General features: G+C 54.0%; 17 protein-coding genes and 1 other RNA gene. 6 read left to right on the plus strand and 12 right to left on the minus strand.

What is annotated here, in order from left to right; genetic code table 11:
• Nucleotides 1-62 precede the first annotated feature (62 nt).
• From EL255_RS06510 to EL255_RS06535, 6 genes are all read right to left on the minus strand, one after another.
• Nucleotides 63-2,414, minus strand: a complete 2,352-nt coding sequence (locus tag EL255_RS06510; protein ID WP_042652547.1) for a hypothetical protein — start codon at nt 2,412-2,414, stop codon at nt 63-65.
• A gap of 56 nt (nt 2,415-2,470) precedes the next feature.
• A complete protein-coding gene (locus EL255_RS06515; RefSeq protein WP_042652546.1) occupies nt 2,471-3,019 on the minus strand; it encodes a recombinase family protein in 549 nt (182 codons plus the stop codon).
• A 281-nt stretch (nt 3,020-3,300) separates the two neighbouring features.
• Nucleotides 3,301-4,245, minus strand: a complete 945-nt coding sequence (locus tag EL255_RS06520; RefSeq protein WP_042652545.1) for a recombination directionality factor — start codon at nt 4,243-4,245, stop codon at nt 3,301-3,303.
• 5 nt (nt 4,246-4,250) lie between these two features.
• A complete protein-coding gene (locus EL255_RS06525; RefSeq protein ID WP_042652544.1) occupies nt 4,251-5,243 on the minus strand; it encodes a YqaJ viral recombinase family nuclease in 993 nt (330 codons plus the stop codon).
• A gap of 94 nt (nt 5,244-5,337) precedes the next feature.
• The gene (locus EL255_RS06530) at nt 5,338-6,291 is read right to left on the minus strand and encodes a DUF932 domain-containing protein (protein WP_042652543.1); all 954 of its coding nucleotides are present in this window, start codon (nt 6,289-6,291) and stop codon (nt 5,338-5,340) included.
• A gap of 170 nt (nt 6,292-6,461) precedes the next feature.
• A complete protein-coding gene (locus EL255_RS06535; RefSeq protein WP_042652542.1) occupies nt 6,462-8,222 on the minus strand; it encodes a hypothetical protein in 1,761 nt (586 codons plus the stop codon).
• A 100-nt stretch (nt 8,223-8,322) separates the two neighbouring features.
• Between EL255_RS06535 and EL255_RS06540 the strand changes: the two genes are divergently transcribed.
• From EL255_RS06540 to EL255_RS06555, 4 genes are all read left to right on the plus strand, one after another.
• Nucleotides 8,323-8,577: a helix-turn-helix transcriptional regulator gene (locus tag EL255_RS06540; RefSeq protein WP_042652541.1), complete on the plus strand. Its 255-nt coding sequence runs from the start codon at nt 8,323-8,325 to the stop codon at nt 8,575-8,577.
• Nucleotides 8,578-8,582: 5 nt separating this feature from the next.
• Nucleotides 8,583-10,049, plus strand: a complete 1,467-nt coding sequence (locus EL255_RS06545) for a YfjI family protein (protein WP_084228293.1) — start codon at nt 8,583-8,585, stop codon at nt 10,047-10,049.
• Between the two features lie 426 nt (nt 10,050-10,475).
• Nucleotides 10,476-11,150 (plus strand): inovirus Gp2 family protein, encoded by a 675-nt coding sequence (locus EL255_RS06550; protein WP_042652540.1) that lies wholly within the window; start codon nt 10,476-10,478, stop codon nt 11,148-11,150.
• Between the two features lie 555 nt (nt 11,151-11,705).
• The gene (locus EL255_RS06555; protein WP_042652539.1) at nt 11,706-12,110 is read left to right on the plus strand and encodes an H-NS family histone-like protein; all 405 of its coding nucleotides are present in this window, start codon (nt 11,706-11,708) and stop codon (nt 12,108-12,110) included.
• Between the two features lie 62 nt (nt 12,111-12,172).
• On the opposite strand, the gene EL255_RS06560 is transcribed toward EL255_RS06555, so the two are convergent.
• From EL255_RS06560 to smpB, 3 genes are all read right to left on the minus strand, one after another.
• Nucleotides 12,173-13,411, minus strand: a complete 1,239-nt coding sequence (locus EL255_RS06560; protein WP_042652538.1) for an integrase domain-containing protein — start codon at nt 13,409-13,411, stop codon at nt 12,173-12,175.
• 164 nt (nt 13,412-13,575) lie between these two features.
• Nucleotides 13,576-13,935: a transfer-messenger RNA gene (gene ssrA / locus EL255_RS06565) on the minus strand.
• A 122-nt stretch (nt 13,936-14,057) separates the two neighbouring features.
• On the minus strand, nt 14,058-14,546 hold the full coding sequence (gene smpB, locus EL255_RS06570; RefSeq protein WP_042652537.1) for an SsrA-binding protein SmpB: 489 nt from the start codon (nt 14,544-14,546) through the stop codon (nt 14,058-14,060).
• Between the two features lie 341 nt (nt 14,547-14,887).
• Here smpB and EL255_RS06575 point away from each other — a divergent pair, with 341 nt between their 5' ends.
• Both EL255_RS06575 and EL255_RS06580 read left to right on the plus strand, forming a co-directional pair.
• A complete protein-coding gene (locus tag EL255_RS06575; protein WP_042652536.1) occupies nt 14,888-15,322 on the plus strand; it encodes an SRPBCC family protein in 435 nt (144 codons plus the stop codon).
• Nucleotides 15,315-15,674, plus strand: a complete 360-nt coding sequence (locus EL255_RS06580) for an RnfH family protein (protein WP_042652535.1) — start codon at nt 15,315-15,317, stop codon at nt 15,672-15,674. Before EL255_RS06575 ends, EL255_RS06580 begins: the two co-directional genes overlap by 8 nt.
• Before the next feature lie 88 nt (nt 15,675-15,762).
• Here the strand turns inward: EL255_RS06580 and EL255_RS06585 are convergent, their stop codons facing one another.
• The 3 genes from EL255_RS06585 to EL255_RS06595 all read right to left on the minus strand — a co-directional run bounded on the left by EL255_RS06585 (nt 15,763) and on the right by EL255_RS06595 (nt 17,858).
• Nucleotides 15,763-16,398 carry an NAD(P)H-binding protein gene (locus EL255_RS06585; RefSeq protein WP_042652534.1) on the minus strand — a complete coding sequence of 212 codons (636 nt, stop codon included), beginning with the start codon at nt 16,396-16,398 and terminating at the stop codon, nt 15,763-15,765.
• Nucleotides 16,399-16,456: 58 nt separating this feature from the next.
• Complete coding sequence (locus EL255_RS06590) at nt 16,457-16,795, minus strand: outer membrane protein assembly factor BamE (protein ID WP_005325779.1); 339 nt, start codon at nt 16,793-16,795, stop codon at nt 16,457-16,459.
• 100 nt (nt 16,796-16,895) lie between these two features.
• Nucleotides 16,896-17,858, minus strand: coding sequence for an IS1595 family transposase (locus EL255_RS06595; RefSeq protein WP_042654868.1), 963 nt, complete (start codon nt 17,856-17,858; stop codon nt 16,896-16,898).
• Between the last annotated feature and the right edge of the window lie 106 nt (nt 17,859-17,964).

The following is a 17,964-nucleotide window of genomic DNA, read 5'->3' on the forward strand; positions in this document are numbered from 1 at the left end:
ATTGTGATCCCTCTAGTGGTGACGAAAGCCCCTGCTAGCTGAACCGGTCAGGGGCATGTCTGTTACTGTTTGATGAAGGTCAGTGGATAGCGCTGAGTCGGTGCATCCCGATAGATGTTGGCGCCCTCGGCGAAGTCCAGTAGGTCAGCCTGGAAGCTGGTGCCGTTATAGGGTTCAGTGATGCGCAGTAGATACTGCTCCATCACCCAATCACCGCTCGTCTCGTGACAGGTGATATTCAGCACCATGTCGCCACCAATGGGTGCAAACAGCAGGTGCTGTTGCACACTGGTGCCGCTCTGCCCCAACTCACACTGACGTTGTGCGCTGGTATCACGGTTGGCGGCGAAGGCAAATGGCGCCTGCCCAAAGAGCAGTTTGACCAAGGCTTGAACGTCCGGGTTTGTGGCGGGATGAGTGATGGCCCAGCGCAGCGGTGAACTAAAGATCCCTTGGGCAAAGGTGGGTGTGCTCACGGCCTTGTCACCATCCACGCTGGTGATTTGTGTCGCACTCGGCAAGCCGTTTGATTGTTGCAGTTGGATTGAGGCCTCTAGCTCCATCGGCTCACCCTCGATCAAGTTACGTGGCCAAGGCAGCACAAACACAATCTCATCGGCCACCGACTGGTAATGGTGCTTCACTGTCAGTGTTTGGTTGGTGTTATCAAACTGCCAATCCTGGGTCGTGAACGGCGCGGCACTACCCGCGAACTTCAGATTCAGGGGATAGTCGATCCCTTCCGGTTGCCGCTCATCCTGCTGGAAGAAGCGGCTTTGGAGGGTAAAACCGTCCTCTGTCTGTTGGTAGTCCTGCTCAAGGTAGGCATCGCTATAACGTCCCCAGCGGGTTGGATTGTAGTTTTGCAGCTCTGCCTGCTCGAAGCTGGCAATGCTGTTGCCGAGTTTGTTGCCGGAGCCCCACAGCGGTTGGCTCAGCTTGATGGTTTCATCGCCGTTGTGTTGTCGCAGCTCATCGCGGCTGACGTTAAACGGTGACTGACCCAGAGTGGGGGCATTCAAGGTGAGTGCATGCCAATCGTACTGGGTGATCCGCTGCACATCTCCCTGTGCCGTGACACGCTGGCTGCGGGGCTCATGGTAATTGGGCGAGAGCTGGTCATTCACCTGCCAACTGTTAACGTCTCTGGGTTTCTGCCATTCGGTCATGGTGTCGCTGTTGACCCAGGTCCCCTGGGCGTTCAGGCTCTCTACCGTATCGCGCTTTTCCACGAAGCCCACGCAGTGATCAACGGCGATGTTGCTTGGGTCGACAGCCCAGCGGGTCAATTCCGCCTGAATATCAAACCCGTCGCAATAGGTCCGCTCAGGCCGTGAGCCTGCGTTTTCAGACGCAGGGTCCCCTTCGTTGTAGAACTCCATCGTGTGGTAGCTGTAGAGGCCATCGGCGTCCTGACTAAAGGTGCCCTGACTTGCCTTCTCCCCCTTGAAGCTGGCGTTTCCGTCCTGGTCGTAATCCAATGCCCAGGTCGCAAACTCACGGTAGCGCTTTTGCTCCCAATCTTTACTGACGTCGCTGGTATAGCGTTGCAGTGCCAGCGATGGGTTATGTTCCCCTTGTTCCTCGAGCAGCCACTGTGTGCCTTGGGTCAGCATGGTTTCAATGTCGCCAACCCGCTTGCTGTAGACGATTTCTTGCTGGCGGATGTGCTGTAGGGTTTGCAGGTGGAAGCTGTGCGACCACAGGTTGCGGATGTTGACGTGTACCGATGTCCAGCCCTGTGGATTGCTCATGGTCAGCGACGCCGCCAGCTCAGCTTGCAGGGCTCTCGCCTCAATGAGTTGCTGCTCCTTGATAGCGGCCTCTTCGGCCAGGGCTATGCTGTGTGCATCACCCGACGCCAGGTAATCGCCAAACAGCCGCTGTGCGCTAGCTTCTTGACTCGTTAACCCCAGTTCGCTGGCGATCTGCTGTTTCTCCTTGGTGGCGATACTGGATTGGTACTGAGTCTTGCGCTGCATGGGGTCAACGCTGGTCACCAACTGGTGGGTATAGGGGCTGATGGCAAACCCGGAGCCGTCAAAATAGCCGAGCAGGGTTGAGGTAGGCGCCGCCTTGGCTAGGCGAGCAGTGAGCTGTGGTTTGGCTGCGGGTGTAGCCACGATGGCCCACGCCTGAGTAGCATCGGCTTTTTGTGCTTCGGGGAGGGTGAAGGTGAAACGTCCCTGACTGTCGGTGGTGGTTTGAGGCTCGCCGCTGTCGCACTGCTGGTTGGCGTTGAGGTCCAGGCAGACGGCTTGTCCTGCCAGATAGTCGCCGGAGAGAGCACGACCGGATAAGGTGATATCGGCGGGGGCGCCATTGTCACCATTATTACTGTTGTTGTCGCTGCCACCGCCACAGGCACTAAGGACCAGAACGGCGATTAACGAGAGATGATGATGTTTTTTCATTATTTTTCTTCCTTGGTGTTGGATATAAATCTGATGCGCCGGGAGATACCCCGGCATTACTTTTCTGTTGCCCTAAGGATGCGTTGCACACTGGAGAGGCTGATCCCCGTTAGCCTTGCAATCTCGGCTCTGGGTAACCCTTGCTCAACCAGTGCCAGCACCTCGTCTCCTTTCGCCATGGCTGTGGGCTTGCGGCCCTTGTAGACCCCGCGCCGCTTGGCAAGCTCAATCCCCTCAGCTTGGCGCTCCAGCATCAGTTCCCGCTCGAAGGTGGCGATGGCGCCAATCATGGTCAGCATCAACTTGCCGGTCGGGGTTGAGGTGTCGATCCCCTGATTCAAAATTCTCAAGGCAACCTGTCTGTGTTGCAGATAGTCCGAAATCTCCAATAGGTGGCGGGTGTTGCGTGCCAAGCGATCCAGCTTGGTCACCATCACCACATCCCCCTCATTCACATACTCCAGCAGCAGGGTGAGCTGGGGCCGGTCATCGCAGGCACCGCTCACCTTCTCCTGGAAAATCTTGTTGCACTCGGCCAACGCCTGAAGTTGGGTATCCAGGCTCTGGCCCACCGTGCTCACGCGTGCATAACCTACCAGTGCCATCGTCTCCTCCCGGTCAATAGGGCAAGGTACAATGACCCCCTAGGTCAAAAGTCTCAAAGAGACCTTCTTGACCTGAAAAGGGCGGGAAATAGCTGAAATGAGTGCCTATTTCGTGAGTGTCACTAGGGCTTGATCTATTGACCCCAAACCAGTGATGGGAATACGCGACGGGCCGTTTTGTGACAGACGTCCCGTCGTGAGGTCGTAGTCGAACGCATCGCTACGAATTGATTTGAATGGATTTATCGCCATACCGACGCAGCGCATCGGCCATACCGGGATCAAGCACGGGATGATGAAGGGTCAGCACCGTTGCCGAGCTTGTTGGTCAGGGGAGAGGGACGAGTGCGAGGGCGGGCTGGCGTAGTTACCGCCACTGTTGTCATAGGCGGTGAGGTTGATGGGGTCTCTGCCATCTCTGCTTCGGGATAGAACTCCTCCAGCAGAGACGGCACCTCTTCATCCATCTCTTCGAACTGGCCGTTGCGCAGCAGCGCCCGTGCCACGGTTTCCATCTCGGCAATGGTCACTCCCGCCTCCTCGTCCCGCATCGCTGCTTGTCGCGCCTGCTCGACCGCTTCGGTCAGGGTCAGCTCGTCGCGTAGGGTCAAGTCCACGTAGTAGACCGGGGTGCGATAGGACTGAGTGGTGCTCTTGGCCCGCAGCCGCAAGGTGAGCGGTAGATAGCGGGTCAGGCCGCCACTGACCGCCTCCAGGTACTTGAGCCGTGCTGCCAGGGTACGCACCGAGTTGTAGCCGGTGGTGCGAAAGATAAAGCTGCCGAGTTCATCGCCTTGTCCCTCCACAAACAGGTTGAGCCGCCCATACAGCTTGCAGCCCTGTTGCTTGCCATAAGGACAGCGTTCCGGGCCGGGGCAGCTGACCTCTTCCATTCCCTGTGCGCCTACCCGTCTCGCCATTTCTCCGGTGCCGACACAGAGCGGTCGTCCGGTCTGGCGGTCGAAGGCGCTGTATTCCGCCCGCAGGTTCAGATCGCTGTCGTTGAACAGTACCTGTACCGGAATGGCACGGATCTTGGCGTTATCGGTGCCCTGAATGAATTGCTGGTGAAGGGGGTGGAGCAACCAGCCCCCTTTCTGTTGAACCTGGGTGGTAAGGGTGAAGCTGTCGTCCTTCTCCGGCACCCATTTATCGTTTTTCTGCACCTGCTTGCCGATGCATATCCGCCCGATCACGGGCGGAGTGATAGCAAGTCCTTTGATCATGGTGTTTAACTCCTGCCAGTATGAGTGGCCTGAATGGTGAAGCGGCGAGAGCCGGGCACCGGTTTGACGTAATGGCTGAGCAGGTCGGGGTGATCCTGCCCGAGCTTATCCAGGTCCGGCGCCAGCCGGTCTTTACTGCGCTTCCAGGTGATCTTGCCATCAGCAAAAAGCCCAGCAGTGGCGTCGCCCAAGGTGGCTTGCAGCCGCTGCTTGAGTTGTGACTCCTGTAGCTCGACCGCTTCCTTTTGCTGACGCAATCGCAGTAGCTCGCCAAACAGCTGGTTGAACTCGGGGGAATCGGAGAGATCCACCGTCTGGCCATCATCACGGGGGAAGAGCCAGCTCAGGGCATTGGCGGCATCACTTGAGCCGTCAGTTTCGGGCTGCTGGTCTTGTTGCACCATGTGCCAGAACTGCGCTTCCCGCTCAGTGAGATCCTGGATCTTCTCCTCATCGCGCTCGATGCGGTAAATCCGAAAATCCTGGCCGCCGATCAGCACTGCCACTTCTGCCCAGGCATGGCCGGTAACAGCCAGTTGATGCAGTACCTGGCACTGGTAAGCCACCGGCACGCCTTCCTCCCACTGGGGGGCGCTGTGATAGCTGGCGGTCTTGATCTCCAGAATGCCCGGCCCATCGGGATGGCCGACCACCTCTCGGTCGAGGTTGGCGAGCATGAAGGGTTGCTCGGGGTGTTGCAGTACCGCATTGACCCGGCGCACCTTGTAGCCGGTTCGTTTGGCGTAGACCTGCGCCAACACCGGCTCCAGCTCAATGCCCCACAGCACAGCCTCCTTGTGGGAGATATCCTCTGGCTCTTTGCGTCCGGTTTTCTCCAGCCACAGGCTGAGCGGGCATTTGTAAGGGGAGAGCCCCACTGCCACGGCGGCATCGGAGGAGCCAATGCCGCGTTTGCGGATAGCGAGCCACTGCTCGCGGGTTAATTGGTTCGTGGAGGCCAGCCGCAGGGCTTGGCCATATTTGGCTTTTGCTTTCATGACGATTCCTTGTTGACGGCATAAATGGCTACGCCCGGATTGGCTTGTGCCAGTCCGGGTGAGGTCGTTATGCGGTTTGAATGGGGAAGAGGAATTACTGCAGCAGGGTGAGTGCCTGATTTAGGGCTTGGGATTTGAGTTGGGCGCCCTGACCAAACCAGGCAGAATCGAGCCGGTGATCCTGGCTGCGGGCTCGGCGATGGTGATCAACAAATTCCGTCACCGCGTTAACCAGCCCCCAGGCAGTATTGCGGGAGCTTGCAAGTTCTGAGCCCATGCCCGCACCCATATACAGCTCGTGCAGCTTCTGGGCCGGACGGCTGAGAATAATATTATCATCATCGCCAGCCGGATCATTGAGTAGCTCACCGAAGAAATTAAAGGCTTCCACGGGTGATATCGGACGATTGCTCAACGCTGTCATCTCTTGTTGGAAACTATCCCAATTTGCTATACCAAGGCCCAATGCCTCTTTGACGGCAGCAGCATTAAATTGAGTGGAGTGGGGAACCTTGATCGCCCCAGTATTATCCCGTAGTGCTATTTGCAAGGTGTTATTACAGACAACTCGTAGCGAGGTAAATTGTGCTGTGGTGCACAGCGTACCATCACAACTGGTGGCGAGCAGCAAGTATGATTTCACTCTGTCGCCACCTTTTAGTTTCATTTCTTGCCCCGTTTTAGCCAGTGCCCATAATTTTCGACCGCCCTTGAGAGAACCAGCCGTTTCTAATTCAAAGCCACCGGCTTGTACCAAGTCTTGATAGAAGTGCAGCACATCGTGAGGCTGTACCACATTATATCGGCGAGAGACGACGGATAGAGGCTCCAGATTATCAGAGCGGTACAAAACCTTATTCTCTGAATAAGGGCGAATATGGAGTGCATCGGCGGCGACGTTAAACATCACGTCACTCTGCTCGATGGTCCAATCCATCCCTGCAGCTTTAAGCCAGACATCCAAAGATTGTTGAGGGGGTAAAATATTGCCAAGGCCATGCCAAGGCGTATGACCGGTGTAGGCCATGGTGTCGATCAGGTGGGCCATATTTATTTCCTATATTGGGAACGGATTCAACAAGGCAATATAGGTATGAAAATAATTGGGAATGGAACATGAACTTGAAAATTGACTGCCACAGTCGCTACATAGAGTCAACCTGCGTGACATGGATTATTTTACGCTACTCTTGCTACGAGTAGCGCAATAGCAGAGAACTATGCCTGTATATGTGCTGTGTCTTTTTCATACTGCGCTGGGTCGATCGCCATCAGCAACATTTTTCTGTACGCAATGTCTTCAAGGAGTTGCAGGGTATGCGGGTGATGTTCTATCGAAATGGGGAGGTAGGAGAGCAGGTTATCCAACTCTCTTACGCAACGATACAAGGTTGAATTGGGAAGGTAGGTGATGAACACGTTTTCTTTATCCGCTTTTGTTAACAGTGACGTTATCACACTCACCTTATCATTTAACGAGACGCCAATTAATTTGGTAGGGATTTTCTCTAACTGATTTTCCACGCTATTCCATGTGTCAATAATAGATAAATGAGTACGATTTTTGGGAGTGCTTAGGCTCGTTGATATAAGTCGATTGTACTCTTTTATGCTACGCAGGATGGCATGGGTATCTGTGTCGGAAGTGAGAGATTCAAATTCCATGTTTAATCGGTCTGCAGAATCGAGACGGATATCATCATACAACGCTTGTGTATTAATGATTATCTGAATCAATGGGTTGAAGTTGCCGTTTTTTAGCTTGGTGGGGTTGGTCTTGATGGTTAACCCCAAGAATAAAATAGCTGCGTAATAGGGAAGTGAGCCTGCCACACCATCTAATAAATATGCCTCGTTACTTTCCAATAAAGCTAGCGCTTCTTGTGGTTTCTCATTTTTTATATGGTATAACACCTGTAACATCAGGGCGTAAGGCTTCAAATAGTGCATATCTGCTTGGGTTGCGACACGCTGGAAAAATTTATCAGACTTTTTGTAGTCGGTTATCCTTTCTATCGAAAATGCAGCGTTGCCTAGTAAGTAAAGGATTGTATTAACGTTTTGCTTGATGTACGGACTCGTTATCTGTGGAATGCTTTTAACGGCCGCTTTCCATAAATTATCGAGGTGCGCTTTGGCTTCTTGGGGGAGTGGGCTGCCGATATATTGTTGGGTAGCAATAAATTTTATTATGCTACTACTTAATGAATTAACACGAATGTCAGAAAAATCTGCCCTGTTCATTGATGTAATTTGATACAGTTTTGCGAGATGACAACCCAACCCGGTCTTGATATCAAAATAGATGGCAGCCATACATGCGCTATAGGCGTCTTGAAAGTGTACAAGTGGTTGCACACATTTGTGCCGTTCGTCCAGATTTTCGATGCCACTGCAAGTGGTCTTGGCTAAGCGGATTTTTTGCTCAATGGTCGCGCGTCGCTGCGTCCTGTCTGGCCGGATATCCCGGATAAACACCGTCAGCTCTTCGCGATAATGGCTACATTCCGGGGCTGCCAAGATAGATAGCAGCATCTTGCGAGCGGCGTGGGCAACCCCCTGTTCGTTGGTCGATGAAAGCAGGGCATCCAGATGCCGTATGATAGGCGCTTCATCATGAAACTCGCTGAAGATGTCCATATAGGCGACCAGCAGTGGGCATAGGATGTGCTTGGCGTAGCGCTGATAAAGTTGCTCTTTACTTAAGGGGGTGACAACAGATTTTGAGAGCACATATGAGGCTGCCACTTCGCTAAAGTCCAATAAGCCATTGACCAGTACGGTGACATCGCGATGTTGAGTGCAAAGAGCCTGCATGAGCTTCTCATGGAGTTCATCAACGTAAGCATCTTGCTTGCTGCTGTAGCTTCGCTTCTCCTTCAACCGAGCGTTTCTATTGCTGCCGTACAAATCGAATGCCCACAGTAAGTGGTCCACAAAAAAATCATAACCAATTGTTTTTACTTCCTTTAAAGACATCGTGCTCTTGCCTCTGCAAAACTGCCGTCATTATTTTGATTACGATTTTATACATTGCGCAGCTCAACCCAAACGACCGGAGTCACAGATGCGTAATGAAATGCAAGAACCGCCAACCGTAGTCCATCACTGCAGTGTAGACAGAGTGATCAGGCTGAAAGAGCTGAGCCAGCTGGTGGGGCTTAGCCGGTCCACTATCTACGACCGCATGAACCCCCAATCCAAGCGTTTTGACCCGACCTTTCCCAGACCTATCAGTCTCGGACTTGCGTCAGTCGGTTGGAGTCTGAGCGAGGTCATGGACTGGATTGCCAGCCGCCCGCAAGCCCACCCCATCTCAGCACACAAGGAGTGATTATCATGAACCCACTTTCATTCCTGCCACCTTTGCAGGGGCAAGCCCAACCTCTGATATCTGTACCGACCGAGCTTCCGGTGTATGCGTTGCCTCACAAGTTGCAAGAGGTCGTTCGTTATGTCCAGCAGGAAACACAAGCATCGTCGGGTTTGATTGCTTCCTCACTGCTCGGTGTGATGGCGCTGTCCTGCCAGGACTTGTTTGACATCTCACCCAAGGTACAGTTGCGCTTTCCTACGTCGCTGTATCAGGTTGTGTTGGCAGAATCCGGGGAACGCAAGTCAACGGTAGATAAGCTGCTCATGAAACCTGTCCGTGACCTCGAAGGAGAGCTGGAGGCTCGGTATCAAGAGGAAAAGAGGCTGTACGATGTGGCGGTGCGTCGCTGGCAGATTGAACAGAAAGCGTTGGAGAAAGCTTTCGAACGGGCGGTGACCCAAGGGGAGTCCTCGGAAGTGAGTGCACAGCGGCTGGAGGAGTGCCTGGCCCGTAAACCGGTTGTGCAGTTGCGTAAGCGTCTGTTGGTGAACGATGTAACCCGAGCTGCAATTAAACAGGCACTGGGTAAAGGCTGGCCTTCCTTGGTATTGCTCTCAGATGAGGCGGGTAGCATCCTCAGCGGTGAACTGCTCCATGATACCCCGTTGTTGAACTCACTGTGGGGCGCTCAGCCTATTGAAGTGGACCGCGCAACCGGCGACACGTTTCGGGTTGAAGATGCACGCTTTGGCGTGATGCTGATGGTGCAACCCGAATTGTTTCATGAGTATGTTCGTCGTCATGGGAAACGTGCACGGGCATCAGGTTTTTCTGCGAGAACCTTGCTGTGTTGGCCGAGCTCAACAATCGGTACGCGGTTCGATCATCCATCAATGCTCAAAACTGCAACTGGCGACGTGTTGGACTGGTTCCATGCGCGAGTAATGGAGCTGCTGAAGCGCTCTTTTCAACGTCAAGAGGAAAAGGCTGAGCGTATTTGTCTGTTGCTTTCCCCGGAGGCCGCCCACAGATGGACAGTGGAGTACAACCGAATTGAGCGGATGTGCGGTTCAGGTGGCGCTCTTCGAGACTATCAGGACTATGCCTCCAAGCAGCTCGAACATGTGGCAAGGATTGCGGGAGTATTGGAGGCGTTTGTAACGGGCAATAATATCGTGTCGGATGACACCATGTACGCCGCTATCCAATTGGCAACTTACTATCTGGACTCCTTCATCCATTTAATGGCGGATGATGCGCTGCCCGAAGAGATGGAAGATGCGTTGTTGCTGGAAAGCTGGCTGCAAGCCAACGTTTTTTGTGAGGTGCCTAAAAACCATCTGCTCAAGTATGGACCTAATCGCTTGAGGTGCCGAGAGCGACTGAACCGAGCCTTGAATAATTTGCAGCTCAAAGGCAAGGTCTATTGGTACAAACGTGGCCGAACAACCTATATCAATTGCACCAATATTGGCTCGGGCCGACTCTGAGATTGAATATAACATCAGAGTAATTTGTTTACTCATGGTTTCTTATTTTCATAGTAACATTGGTTTCGTTTTACTTGTTTTAAATGCGGCGCGGCATTTATTTCATTCGGTAATAGTATTACTGAAGCAGATAGTGCTACTACTGAAGCAGATAGTGCTACTGAGTGGCTATTACTGAGTAGCTACTACTGAAATCATCGCCATATTGAAATGACAATTGCATTGAAATGAACACTATAAACATCACAGGAAAGATAGCTATAAGCTGTACTGAAATGTCTCATAAGGAGGGTGATGAAACATCATCCTCCATAGCGATTAGTATCAAGCTATCGATGATGATTCGATATGGGTAATATCAACCATTTATCCACTTGACATACCTGGCAGGGCATAGCACTCCCTATGCCCATTTAAGGATTTGATATGATTCAAGACGGTGGTTTTATACTTAATAAAAATGAATTTAAACAGTTGCTTCTTGAAGAAGGAAAGCAAGGGGAAATTTCACCACGTTACCTTAAAAGAAGCTTAGAGCGGGTTTATGCCGCTCTTACTAAATTTAGAAGAGTCTTTGCTGTGCGGGTCGACCTACGCTTTGCACAGCCCAGATTGAATGATTCTCCTGATATGCCCATGTTTTTTCAGGATACGGACTCGAAAGCGATCACTCGCTTTATCGAGTCACTCAAGAGCCAACTTCGAGAAGCACACAAGCGCAAGGGGAAACGGGGAGAACCATCACTGTTTGAATATATCTGGGTGCGTGAGCAAAAGACCAGTGAGCATCCTCATTACCATCTTGTTATTCTATTTAACAAAGACGAATATTTTACCTTGGGAGACTACAACAAGCATGATGCAGATAATCTAGCCACCAGAATTACAAAGGCTTGGTGTGGTGCATTAAAACTTGACTACCCAATGTTCGCCAAGCTCGTTCATTTTCCATTTGATGGGAATTTTGTATTCGATACGGTATCTGCGACCACTCACTCAGACAGATATCGTAAATTTTTATTGAGATTGGTTTATTTGTGTAAGTTTTACACTAAAGACATCGGTGATGGATATCGTAACTTTGGTTGCAGTCAGGCGTAGAGGTGATTGGTTGTACGACAATCGCATGAATGTTTTTAAGCAAGACATGATAGTAAAATAAACACGCATCGCTCAATAAATAATATAAATGGCCTGAGCATGAACCCATGCGCGCTCGCTTTGTAGAATTAGTGAGCGCTCATGTGGATGCCCTGTGATTAGTGCAAATTAAGTATTTTTATCTCAAGTTAATTTTATTCTCACTTACTGAGTCCCAAGTTGTTATCTATCGAATGGGATGTTTTCACCGGGATGCAGAGAATGTACTAATAATACTCCTCAAAGGCTCCTTGAGTGTATCTGAGGACAGTCTCTCTGCTTGTTATTTTATTCGATGCAGTGCACATTACTGGTGAATTAAGCCATCGCTACCCATCCTCAGCAACTGACAGCGGTTGCATTGGTGGTGTACCATCGGGTAGCATTCCATCTTGTCGCTGTTGCTCGTGTTATCCTTATTGCAGTTTTTAGTTCAATCCTATTTGGATTCAAAAAACGACAGCTTCTGTCCTGCGATCCACTCGGCATGGGTGCCCTTATTGAGATAGCTTAATCATGAATGAATTTTTGAAGGTATTGCTGAATATCCGTAGCCTGCGTGCTGCATTGCGTGAACTCTCCTTTGAGCAGCTGGAAGAAGTAAACGAGAAGTTCTCCTCGATTTATAACGAGCGGGCTGCCGAAATCGAAAAGACCCGTGCAGCTGATGCAGAGCGTTTGGCCAAGCTGGCAGAATTCCAAGCCATGTTGGCTGATGCTGGGATTGACCCCAGTGAGCTCGTGCTGGGAACTCCAGCTGGTAAAGTCACTCGTGAAGGCACCAAACGTGCACCACGTCCACCCAAATACAAGTATATGGAAGATGGCCAGGAAAAAACCTGGACCGGTCAGGGACGCACTCCTAAAGCGTTGGCCGCCATGCTGGAGCAAGGCAGGCAGTTGGAAGAATTCCTGATTTGATGTCAAAAGGACTGGCTAACCAGTCCTTTTTCTATTGCGTTGTTGAGTTATTGAAACTTAGCTCAGCTGACATTTGACGATGGCAACCACGTCAGTGCTGAACCGACTCTGGATGCTGCATCAATATGTTCTGACCACCAGACCATCATTTCTCGGCGACGTTCCAGATAATCCGTGCGGTTGTATGCGCTACGGACTTCATCTTTGTCAGAGTGCGCCAAGGCGGCTTCTATAACGTCTCGATCAAATCCTCTCTCGTTCAGGGTGGTGCTGCCCAAGGCTCGCAGGCCGTGAGCGACCAAGGTCCCTTCATATCCCATTCTTTTCAAGGCCGCATTGGCTGTTTGCTCGTTGGTGTGCGTTTTAGGATTACGGATACCAGGGAAGATAAATTCACGATGGCCGCTGATCGGTCGCATGAGGTCCAGGTAGGCAAGTGTTTGTGGCGTCAAGGGCACGTCATGACCTCTGCGCTTCTTCATTCTCTCTGGTGGGATCCGCCAGAGTTTCTTTTCCATATCGATCTCTGCCCACCTTGCTCCGGCCGCCTCGCTGGGGCGAGCCAAGGTATGCAGGCTCCATTCGATGAGGCAGCGGGTCTGCAAATTGATGCTGGCCTTCGATAGCCTGTTCATCAGTTCTGGTAACTGGTTGGGGTTAATGCTGGGCATGTGCTGTTTGGCTGGCCGCTGAAACACCTTGCTGATTCCCGAGCAAGGGTTGGCGTCGATCAGACCAGAGTTAACAGCAAAGGTCATGATCTCGTTCACCCGTTGCGTGAGGCGACGCACGGTTTCGAGTTTTCCAGCAGCAGCGATGGGCTCGATGATCTTGATGGCTCGCTGTGCCTTTATTTCCATAACGGGCACTGTGCCTATCTCGGGGAACAGGTACATTTCGAGCGAACGCCAGAGATCTTCGGCATAGGCTGGGGTGACGGAAGGGCGTTTGACATCAAACCAGCGCTTGGCGACAGCCTCAAAAGTATGCTCGCTCAGCGATAACGCGGCGGAGACCTGCTCATCACGATGGTGTTGGGGATCGATGTTTTGTTGTAGCAATGTTTTAGCTTCGGAGCGCTTCTCTCTCGCGTCAGCCAACGACATCTCCGGCCAAGAGCCGAAGCTGATCATATTTCGTTGCTTAGTGAGAGGGCGGTAGTAGCGCAGGCGCCACAACTTGGAACCATTGGGCTTGATGACGAGCTCCAGGCCAGCTCCGTCGCAGAGGGTGTATTCCTTCTCCTTGGGCTTGGCTGCTTTGATCTCGGTTGGGGACAAGGGGCGGGTGATACGAGGCATAGGCATACGCTCCGGAAGGCATACAAAACGATATGCCTAACGATATGCCTAAAAGGGCTGGATGGCAACGCACCCCATTGGACAGCATAAGACAACAAAAAACCCGCAAAGCCTTATGCTATGCGGGTTTCTTGGACTTCGTTGGTCACTGTTGGACCGGTATTTGGTGGAGCTGGGGGGATTTGAACCCCCGTCCAAAATTACTACATCCTCGGTACTACATGCTTAGTCACTCTTTACATTCGCCAACACGCTGCGGAGAGACACGCCACGCATTGACTAGCTCGATTGGTTTTAATGCTTCCGCCCCGAGCAGGACTTCCACACGATCCTGTGAAGGATGACCTTCCGATTCCCTAGGACACAGGCAAGCTAGGGTAGAAGGGCTCAGCGCAGGTTATTAAGCTGCGAGTGCGTAGTTTTCGTCGTTTGCGACTATTTTTTTGCGGTTTGTTAACGAGGCCTACCGCACCTCGGCATGCACCTTGGGTTTCGTGAATCTTGTCGAATCCAGAATCAGCCCCAAGTTGTCAAAAGCGATTGTACGCAAAAATCCTGTCATGGCAAGGCGTTGATGGCAATCGACCGGCCAGGGCCGGTCGATTGCTGGTTTATTGGGCGCCGCGCGGGCACCCGCGACTCGCCATCAGCCGCGGTTCTTGTTCTTCATGATGCGGGCTTTTTCTCTATCCCATTCGCGGGCCTTGGTGTCTTCCCGCTTGTCGTGTTCTTTCTTGCCCTTCACCAGGCCGATCTCGACCTTGACCCAGCACTCTTTCCAATACAGCGCCAGCGGCACTATGGTGTAGCCCTGGCGGGCGGTCAGGCTCTCCAGCTTGTCGAGTTCACGACGGCTCAGCAGCAGTTTGCGGGTGCGGGTCGGGTCACACACCACGTGGCTGGAGGCGGCATTCAGCGGCAGGAAGGTGGAGCCGAACAGGAAGGCCTCGCCCTGCAGGAAGATGACATAGGCTTCGCTGATGTTGGCCTTGCCCGCCCGCAGGGACTTGACTTCCCACCCTTGCAGGGACAGACCGGCTTCCACACGCTCTTCGATGAAGTACTCGTGGCGGGCGCCTCTGTTGAGTGCAATGGTGCTGGACCCGGCTTTGTTTTTACTGTTCTTTTTGCTCATGACGGGGGCCTTCGGCAATGTTGATGAAGGCGCATTATACGTGGGTGGCGGCGGCTGTAAAACGCGCAACCGCTCGAGTGGTGGCTTTGTGAGCAGTTATGGAACGATTTTGGCTGGCAGGGTGATGGGAAACCGGGTGACCGTGGCTGCAAAGTGCACTATGGCTCAGGCGACGGCGTCCTGAGCCGCTTCGAAATAATGTGGGCTGGCGGGGTGATCTGAAGGTGGGGGGAGCGGTTGCACAACACACAAATTGCGCGAGTGACGGCTTTGTGAACGGTTTCGGCGGTGATTTTGGCTGACAAGGTGATAAAATCGGTCCGATTGGATGAGGAAAGCCCATGCCCCGTATTACTCGCAGTGCCCTGGTGATGTTCAGTGCCGAACAAATGTTCCGGCTGGTCAACGATGTTCACGCTTACCCCGAGTTCCTGCCCGGCTGTGTCGGCAGCCGTGTCCACGAGACCGGCGAGGACTACATGACGGCCTCGGTCGATGTGGCCAAGGCGGGCATTGCCAAGACCTTTACCACCCGCAATCTGCTCGATACCAACCGTCGGATCAAGATGGAGCTGGTGGAGGGGCCCTTCAAGACGCTGGCGGGCTGGTGGACCTTCACCCCGTTGGATGTGGATGCCTGCAAGGTGGAGTTCGATCTCGACTTCGAATTCACCTCCAAGCTGATCGAGCTGGCCTTTGGTCAGATCTTCCGCGATCTGGTGGGCTCCATGGTGCTCGCCTTCTCCAACCGCGCCAAGGTGGTCTACGGTGTCTGATCTGCTCAATATCGAAGTCGCCTACGCCCTGCCCGAGCGGCAAACCGTGTTGCGCATCCGGGTTGCCCCCGGCACCAGCGTGCTGGCCGCCATCGAGCAGTCCGGCATAGTGCAGAAGCACCCGGAGATCGATCTCGCGGTCAACAAGTTCGGCATCTACAGCCGTCCGGTCAAGGGCACCGAGCCGGTGCAGGATGGCGATCGCGTCGAGATCTACCGCCCGCTCATCGCCGATCCGAAAGAGATGCGCAAGAAGCGGGCCGAGAAGGCCAAGGAAGAGGGGCGTGCCGATGTGGTCACCGGCGGGCGGCCCGACGTTCACCGCAAGCGGGACGATGGCGAATCGACCTGATGCGGGGAAGACCGAGCAATGAAAAGAGGCGCCATGGCGCCTCTTTGCTATTGGATGTTTTACCACAGGGGCTGCACTGGCCTGGGCCTTACAGGGTTAGCAGTCGCTCGTTCTGCACTATCTCTACCCCCTGCGCCTGATAGGCCAGCACTGTCATGGCGTGGGCCACCTGACTCGCCTCTATGGCCCGCCAGCGTCTGAGGGGTCCCCGCAGCAGTGGCCTGAGCAGCGGATAGATGGCCTGAATGACTTGCTCGGACTTGCGCGGCGGTTGGCGATGGCCGAGCAGCATGGCGGGGCGCACTATAGCGAGCCGTTGCCACTCTTGTGCCAGCAAGGCCTGCTCCATCTGCCCCTTGGTGCGGGGATAGAGGGCGGGGGAGCGGGCATTGGCCCCCAGGCTGGAGACGACCAGCAGGCGGCGGCAACCGTGGCGACGGGCGAGGGCGGCGAAGGCCAGCACATAGTCGTGGTCGACCCGGCGAAACGCCTCGTCGGAGCCGGCCTCCTTGCGGGTGGTACCGAGGCAGCAGAAGGCGAGATCGATGGGGGTGGGCAGCTCGAGCCTGTCCAGCAGCTCGAAGTCCACCGGCAGCCAGTGGCGGCCGGGGGCCGCTTCTCCCGCCTTGCGACAGAGCAGGGTCAGCTGATGCTCTGGGCCGAGCTGGCGGACCAACGCCTGCCCAATCAGGCCGGTTGCCCCCGCGATCAGGATCTGGCTCATGCTTGCCTCCTCATGACGCAGATAGAACAAAACCGGCCTTGGCCGGTTTTGTGGGATATCAGAGCGGGGTGGTGAAGGCTGCGGGCAGCGGGAAGTCTCCCGTGGCGGTTGCCAGCCTGTCCCCCACGAAGTTCAGGGTCAGCTCCTTGCGTTCCTTGTCACCACGCCCCGGTTGGAACTCATAGAGATAGTACCAGGTGTTGGGGTCAAAGCCGTCGCGCAGCATGGGAGAACCCAGCACGAACTCGACCTGCTCGCGGGTCATGCCCTGGCGCAGTTTATCGACCTGTTTTTGTTCCACGTAGTTGCCCTGGGGAATATCGATGCGATAGACCAGGCTGCAACCGGACAGGGTGAGGGCGGTCAGGGCCGCGGCAATCAGGTGTTTCATCCGCATATCGGGTTCAGATCATCCATACAGTCTTTTTAGCTTGGCAAATCATACCCACTCCCTCCACGGAAGTAAAAAGCCATTGATCCATCAGCCAATAAAAAGGCTATGTCCCAATTACGTGTTGCATGGGGCGCCCCAGCGCCTCATGCAAGCAATGTGGAACATCCACTTCCTGCCCATAACGTTCCAGCATCCTACGCCAGCCCAGATAATTCCTCAGATAGTGGGTCGCTACCCCATGGAACAGTTCCATCCACTCCTTCAACCGCCGGTGGTAACCATTCACATGCTGGATGTGATACGCCCCCACCACTCGCCCTCCCGCACGGTTGTGCACCACTTGGTGGGTCATGCCCTGCGACTTGCTGAAACTGGCATACACCCCAGCACCATCGCTGCAGAGCACCGCATCCGGCGCGACTAGCGGCTGCAGCACCGTCCTGACGGTCCTGGCATCCAGCCGCTCCAGCTGGAAGTCGGCCAGATGGCCAGCTCTGTCCTGCACCACCATCACTGGGATGTAATCCGGCCCTGTGCCACGAGTGCGGCCTTTGCCACCACGGCGGCGGGCCGGACGGGGTAATCCACGTTGCCCCTTGAACGATTCCAGGAAGAAGGTTTCATCGACCTCGACGATACCCTCTTCCCGTGCCGCCTGATGGGTTGCCATGGCTTTCAGGAAACGGTGACGCCACAAGAAGGCGGTGTTTTTGCAGACCCCGCAGCGGAGGGCGGCTTGTCGGACGGTAAGCCCGTCGATGAGTGCCTGGGCGTAGTCCTCCCAGCATTGGGCCTTGCGCAGTCTGGTCATGGGCGTCTTGGTCAGGACGGAACTGGTGCGCTGACACTGCTTGCAGCGATAACGGCGCAGTCCTCGGCTCCAACCCCAGGGGGCCAATTGCGCGGCCTCGGCCTGACAGTGGGGGCAACATCGGCAAGCAGGGAGTTGAGCGGCAAGCGAGGTGATGAGATGGGGGATTGTGAGTTCCTGCTCTGCGAGACGGCGCTGGCGCAAAGTGAGCTGTGGGAAGAGAGACAGCAGGTGTTGAAAGGCTTGGGTATCCATGACGACGGCCCTCAGGGTGATGACCTACTTCAAGGTTAGCCTTTCAACATGTAATTGGGACAGCGCCAATAAAAAGGGCCGCACGGCAGCCCTTGGCAGAGATGGC

The sequence above is a fragment of the Aeromonas encheleia genome, assembly GCF_900637545.1.
GTDB classification, from domain to species: Bacteria; Pseudomonadota; Gammaproteobacteria; order Enterobacterales; family Aeromonadaceae; genus Aeromonas; species Aeromonas encheleia.